General features: G+C 62.0%; 5 protein-coding genes and 1 pseudogene. All 6 read right to left on the bottom strand.

Annotation, left to right across the window (positions count from 1 at the left end; genetic code table 11):
* Nucleotides 1–660: FecR family protein (locus JNL55_RS02715; RefSeq protein WP_293848926.1), on the bottom strand; the 660-nt coding region annotated here is incomplete at its 3' end.
* Nucleotides 657–1,124, bottom strand: a complete 468-nt coding sequence (locus JNL55_RS02710) for an RNA polymerase sigma factor (RefSeq protein ID WP_293848924.1) — start codon at nucleotides 1,122–1,124, stop codon at nucleotides 657–659. The genes JNL55_RS02715 and JNL55_RS02710, both read right to left, overlap by 4 nt.
* 232 nt (nucleotides 1,125–1,356) lie before the next feature.
* A complete protein-coding gene (locus JNL55_RS02705; protein ID WP_293848922.1) occupies nucleotides 1,357–2,346 on the bottom strand; it encodes a dipeptide epimerase in 990 nt (329 codons plus the stop codon).
* A 24-nt stretch (nucleotides 2,347–2,370) separates the two neighbouring features.
* Complete coding sequence (locus JNL55_RS02700) at nucleotides 2,371–4,107, bottom strand: CocE/NonD family hydrolase (protein WP_293848920.1); 1,737 nt, start codon at nucleotides 4,105–4,107, stop codon at nucleotides 2,371–2,373.
* The gene (locus JNL55_RS02695) at nucleotides 4,104–5,843 is read right to left on the bottom strand and encodes a CocE/NonD family hydrolase (protein ID WP_293848918.1); all 1,740 of its coding nucleotides are present in this window, start codon (nucleotides 5,841–5,843) and stop codon (nucleotides 4,104–4,106) included. Before JNL55_RS02695 ends, JNL55_RS02700 begins: the two co-directional genes overlap by 4 nt.
* Nucleotides 5,840–6,377, bottom strand: a pseudogene (locus tag JNL55_RS02690) (MFS transporter); the annotation flags it as partial. The pseudogene JNL55_RS02690 and the gene JNL55_RS02695, both read right to left, overlap by 4 nt.

The following is a 6,377-nucleotide window of genomic DNA, read 5'->3' as shown; positions in this document are numbered from 1 at the left end:
AACTAACGGCACCGCTACCGGCGCGACAGGCGCTTTGGGATCACTAGGCACAGCAGCGCCTTCCCTTGGCGTGACCACGACGCGGCCTTCCACCAGCGTGACGCTCACTTCATCTTCGTCATGACGCACGACGAAGGCAGTCCCCACTGCGGTAATCGCACGCTCGCCCGCGATTACGGTGAAAGGTCGACTCTTATCGTGAGCCACCTCGAAAAAAGCCTCACCGCGCAGCAGGCGCACAGTGCGGGTATGCCGCGCGAAATCGACCTCGACGCGCGATCCGGAATTCAGCGACAGGCGCGAGCCGTCTTCCAGATTGATCGTGAGCTGTTCACCGATGTCGGTGCGATAGGTCGGCCCTTGCAACTGCCAGAACCCGAGCACGGCGAGTCCCACGAGCACATACGCCCACGCGAAACGCAGTGCGCGCCGCGGGCGTTGAGCGGCAATCGGCCGGGGGTTCGCAAACCGTGATGCGCTCGCCGGCTCCACGCGTCCGAGCGTCTCCCATACATCGGTGACCTGCTCAAACGCCCGAGCGTGCTCGGGCTTGGCAGCGAGCCAGGCTTGAAAGTCCGCCTCGAGACGCACACTGCGCTCCGGCCCGTGCAGCTTCGAAAGCCATGCCGATGCCTCGGCTCGTATGGTTCGTGCGTTCATGAGCGCTCCTCGCTCATCCATTCCGTTAGAAATAACACTCCCTTGGCGATGTGCTTTTCCACCGCACTGACGCTGATGCCCAGCCGGGCGCCGATCTGGGCATGACTGCAGCCTTCGAATCGATACAGCATCAACACCTCGCTGGTACGAGGGTGCAGCTCAGCGAGACCGGCGGTGAGGCGACGCAGCTTCTGCTGATCCGCCAGCACGTCCTCCGGCAGCGGCCGTGGATCGATCAACGCGAGTACATCGGGGTCCAAGGTCTCGTGCACGCCCCGATTGGACCGCTGCCGCACTCGGTCGATGTACAGATTCTTGACGGTGCGGACCAGGAAAGCCTCAGGTTCATTCACCTGGCGCGACAGGCGATACATGTACAGACGCACGAACGCATCCTGAATGAGATCGTCAGTCTCATCCACCGTGCGCCCGGCCCGACGCAGCACCTTGCGCAGCGTGGCCATTAAAAGGGAAACCGATTCCATGGCTGGACAATGTCACAGCAGATTGCGGTTTCCCAGAGCATGATCGCCGGAGAACCCGGTTCCGAAAAAATTCCTGGCTACTGTTGAGGAAGGGCGCGAATCGAACGTCTACAGCGCCCCGCTACCACTCGCGCTCGAAATGCTGTAGCCGGCTGCAGGCGTCACTGAGGACGGTCAGGGTTCCGCTCGCGCTGCCAAAGGCGGTGGCGCGTCAGGCCCCCCAGGTTGTCGCCGAGCACGACACATAGCCATCGGCATAGCTCACCCCATTCGGCCGGTCGGTCCCAAGCAGCGCCACGCCGTCGAGATCCACCACGCTGCACAGCTGCCCGACCAGGAATGCAGGAGCCATCGCGAGCGATGTGCCGATCATGTTGCCGACCATCGTCTCCAAGCCGAGCGTGCGAGCTCGGCGCGCCATCTCCAGGCCCTCCGTGAGCCCGCCGCACTTGTCGAGCTTGATGTTGATCACGTCGAAGCGCCCGACCATCCCGGGCAAATCGGCGAGGCCCTGCACGCTCTCGTCGGCCGCGAGCGGTATCGGCGATCGAAAGCCATCCAGCTGCGCTTCTTGCCCGACAGGCAGCGGCTGTTCGATCAGTGATACTCCCGCATCGAGCAACACCGGCATGAGCTGCTCCAACGTCGCACGAGTGAGCCCCTGGTTGGCATCGACGCCGAGCCAGACGTGCGGCAAACATTCGCGCACGGCGCGCACGCGGTCTGCGTCGATCGGATCACCCGTGAGCTTCAGTTTGATCGCACGCGCACCGGAATAGCTTCGCGCTGTGGCTGCCATGACGGAAGGATCCTCGGCACCGCACGTGAACGTCGTCAGCAAGGAACGCGGCTCCTGCAGTCCGGCCAGTTCCCAAACAGGGCGACGCTGCAGTTTTGACTCCAGCTCCCACAAGGCGCAGTCCAGCGCGTTTCGCGCACCACCGGCGGGCAGCAGCTTCTGCAAAGAATCTCGTGTGATGCCAGCTTCGATCTGCTGACGTAGCGGCGCGATCTGTTCCAGCAAACCCGCTGCAGTCTCGTTCCGATAGTAAACACCGGCCGCTTCGCCGCGGCCGATCATTCCGTCCTTCTCGACACTCACCACCATGACGTCGATCGTCGTGAACGTGTAGCCGCTGATACGAAACGGCACTCGCAACGGCCATCGCTCGATCTCCATGTGCACCTGCAACGGTCCCATACGCTGGCGTCCTCAATGATGAAATCAATTTCGCCCCAGCGGCACACTCAGCGCGCTGGGATGACTGGCGTCGTGATACAGACGCACCGTGACCGGCCTGCCCTGCGCCGCGGACTCTTCCGAGACGCAGCCGCCACCGTGATAGTTCTTTTGCGCGAACGTCGTCTCGATGAGACGTCCCATGGGTGCGATCACCAGTCGCAGCCGATGGCCGCGCTTGACCTCGCGCGAAACGAATGTGAATTTCTCGAACTCGTAGAGCAGCGGCTCGCGAGTGCGGATCAGCCTGGCCGCGCGCGACCCTTCTCGATAACGGGCACGCATCGCATCGGTAGTCACGCGAATACTGTTGCCGGCGAGATCGACCTCGTGAACCGACACGTAGAAATCAGCATCAGGACAGTCGATCGCGATCCAGGCGGCCAGCTTGAAGAAGCCAGTGACTTCGGTGTCGGCTTCGAAAGGATCGCTGTGATACACCAACAGCTTGCCGTGGAGCGCGAGTATCACGCTTTGATCCACCAGTGAATCTGCTCGAATGCACGCCTCCGCTGCGACTTCCGGGCCGCCGGTATCGCGAGGATCATGCACATAACTGTCCGGCACGCCGGAGCCACGAACCTTCTGCAGGCAGCCAGATGCGAACACATCGTTCGCCTCGCCCAAGGAATCCAGGAAAAGAGTCGTGTGACGCGACGTCGCCTCGCTCAGCGTGTCGACATACCTCCAACGCTCCGCGCCCATCACATAGTAGGCCACGCGCTTCTCCAGAAACTCCGGCTTCGGCCCTTCTTGCATCGTCCATGCATACCACTGCAACTGTAGCTTGGGCATGTCGATCAGGCTCTGCGGCGCGACCCTGATGCCACCGAACTCCGCGCGCGGCACATCCGCACCCCAGTGGTCCCAGGGCCCGATGACGAGATAATGCCGAGTGCGCGCCACTTCCGTCGCGTAGCGCATGTGCTGTTTGTAATGTTCCAGCGCGCCCGGCTGATCGTCATCGTAGCTGCCGGTGATGGTCAGGATCGGCAGTTCCATCCGCGCGTACTGCGCCGGAATGGGATTGTGTGTATCCCAGTACTCATCCAGCTCTGGATGATCGAGCCACTGCTGAAAAATGCGGGACGGCAGGCCGATCATGGCATCCAGATCCCGAAAGGCCCTACCCGACTCGTGCCAGCGACGATAGATCCGCGACCAGAACGCGCTGTCGCCGAAGATGCGGCCTTGTGAAGTCCGCCCGGCCGTCAGGGCCAGCCACTGCATGACGTACGGCACGAAAATATTGTTGCGCATCGGGAAGTCGACCCCGAAGTACGGCGCAGCGGTCGGCACGATTGAAGCCAGGTGCGGCGGGAATTCTTTCGCCGTTGCCCACTGGCTGTAACCGAGATACGAGCTGCCCCACATCGCCACTTTGCCGTTGCAATAGAGCTGGCACGCGATCCATTCCACGACATCGTAACCATCGTGCGCTTCCTGGATCGCAGGTCGGAATTCGCCCTCGGAGTTGCCGCGACCGCGCACATCAACGATGAGGAATGGTACGCCGTGAGTGGCAAAGTACACTGCGCGGTCGTGCAATCCGTCCGCGATGTATGGCGTCATCGTGAAAACACATGGCGATGGCGCGCATGCCGGGCGCGGCAGATACAGAGTGGCATTGAGATGAATGCCATCTCGCAAGACAATCTTCACTCCCCACTGAAAGTCGACGTGAGAGTCGACGTGCAAGTCGAGGTGCAACCGGTCGTTCATGTTTCGCTCAGCGCGGATCGGCCAACGGGAACGTGCAGCACGCTCGGGTGTGACTCATCGTGGAACAGCCTGACGGTCACCGGCCGTGCATCGGCAAACGACTCGCTCGCAACGACACCGCCACTGTTGTAGTTCTTCTGGCTGTGGATCGAACTCATGGCTCGGATGACGAGGCGCAAACGACAACCCCTCGCGATCAGGCGCGAGACGAACGGGAAATGCTTGAACTCGTACTGCAACGGTTCGCCGGTGCTCACCGGCCGCTGCTCACGCAGGCTGGTTCGGTAACGCGCCCGGATCCAGTCTTCGCTGAGCAGCACGCCGCGCCCGCCGCTGTCGATCTCGAAGATCGAGGCACGGAAATCCGTGTCTGGCTGATCGATCGCGAGCCACAGCGACAGTCGGAAGCAGCCGCCGATCTCCAGCTCCTGCTCGAACGGAGCGCTGTGATACACGAGCAGCTTGCCGCGCAACGCGTGGATCATGCGCTGATCGACCAGGCTCTCCGGGTCCACGGTCGCTTCGACGCCGGCGTAACTCAGATCCGCCGGGTCATATCGATATTCGTGCGGCGTGCTGCCCGAACGATGTTCGCGGCCGAGCTCACCGGAGCAAAACACATCCGTCGGATTGAATCCTGGCGGCGATCGATCGCGTGCTTGCAGGTACAGCGGCTGCACGCGCTCCGTGATTTCTTCGAGTGAATCCGCGTACTGCCATCGATCCGCAACCATGACGTAGTACGCGACGCGCTTCTGCAGAAACGCAGGCTTCACGCCGCCGCGGAGCACCCAGTCGTACCAATCCACGTGCAACTGCTGCAAGTCGACCAGGCTTTCCGATCCAACCGTGATACCCGCAAACTTCGCGGCGGGAGTCCGAGTGCCGGCATGATCCCCAGGACCAATGACCAGACAGTGCTCGGCGCGAGCCGGCTCGGATGCATTGCTCATGTGCTGCCGGTAATGAGCCAGCGTGCCGAGTTGATCGCCGTCGTAAACGCCGGTGATCGATAGCACCGGAATCTCTATGCGCCCGTACTGCGCGACAGTGGGGTTGTAGGCATCCCAATAAGCATCGCGGCTCGGATGCGCCACCCACTCCTGAAAGGTCGGCGAAGGCATGCCGAGGAAGCGGTCCAGTTGCTCGAACGGAACTCCCGCTGCTTGCGCATCCCGGAAACTGGCACGCCAGTACGCAGGCTCCTCGCCGAACACCTTCGACTGCGATGCTCGACCCTCCACCTGCGTCAACCACTGCATCGCATACGTCTCGGGAATGTTATTTCGCATTGGAAAATCGACGCCCATGAACGGTGCCGCGACCGGAGCAATGGCTGCCAGATGCGGTGGCAACTCCTTGGCTGTGGCCCATTGCGCGTAGCCGGCGTACGAACCGCCCCACATCGCCACCTTGCCGTTGCAATAGGAACGTCGCGCCAGCCACTCGACCACGTCGTAGCCGTCGTTCGCCTCCTGAAGGTTCGGACGGAACTGACCTTCCGAATCGCCGCGGCCTCGCACATCCACGATCAGAAACGGAAAGCCGCGCGCGGCAAAGGCCAGACCGCGATCATGGTAGCTCTGTGCAATGTATGGAGTGAGTGTGACTATGGCCGGCGCGGGTGTCGGCAGCTCTTTTGGTAGATACAGAATGGCGTTGAGATGCACTCCATCGCGCAAAGGAATTCTCTGCCCCCAGCACATGCGCGCATTCGTGCTCGTTGCATCAGTCATACGGCGAGTTGCTCGCTCTCATCTGCACGCGTGGCGGCAAGATCGCAAGCAACCGTCTTCGCTGCCTGCCACAGATGCCACGCCGCCCAGCAATAGCCCGGACACAGTGCGAGCAATGCGTAGCGCAGCGACTCTTCCTCGAAATGCGGCCGCAGCGCATCGCTTAGTGCGCCGGCGGCGAACGGGCCCAGGCCCATGCCGATCAGGTTGGCAAACAGATAAATGATCGCGACCGATACGGCACGCATCCGCGACGGCACCACCGTCTGAATCGTGGCAAACAACGGACCATTGATGGCCGCGCCAGCGACTGCGGCGAGCGCCATCAAGGTGAATGCGACGTAAAGATTCGGCGCGAGATAGGTGGCCGCCGAAATTATTCCGAAGCTCGACAGTACGATGGCCATAGCGCCGAGCTGCACGCGCTCGTTGGTCGCGTCACCACGTGACGCGAGCGCGCCGCCCAGATAGGTGCCAATCAGGCCACCTCCTCCGAATATCAGCGCGAACCAGCTGCCGAGCTCCCCGGTCTGC

Origin of the sequence: Steroidobacter sp., assembly GCF_016790065.1 — a bacterium.
Classification (GTDB): Bacteria; Pseudomonadota; Gammaproteobacteria; order Steroidobacterales; family Steroidobacteraceae; genus Steroidobacter.
The sequence above is the reverse complement of the archived record's forward strand: the minus strand, read 5'-3'. Positions and strand labels throughout refer to the sequence as shown.

Coding starts and splice junctions, on each gene's coding strand:
- JNL55_RS02710 (WP_293848924.1), bottom strand. CDS start 1,124: ATGGCCACGCTGCGCAAGGTGCTGCGTCGGGCCGGGCGCACGGTGGAT.
- JNL55_RS02705 (WP_293848922.1), bottom strand. CDS start 2,346: ATGGGACCGTTGCAGGTGCACATGGAGATCGAGCGATGGCCGTTGCGA.
- JNL55_RS02700 (WP_293848920.1), bottom strand. CDS start 4,107: ATGAACGACCGGTTGCACCTCGACTTGCACGTCGACTCTCACGTCGAC.
- JNL55_RS02695 (WP_293848918.1), bottom strand. CDS start 5,843: ATGACTGATGCAACGAGCACGAATGCGCGCATGTGCTGGGGGCAGAGA.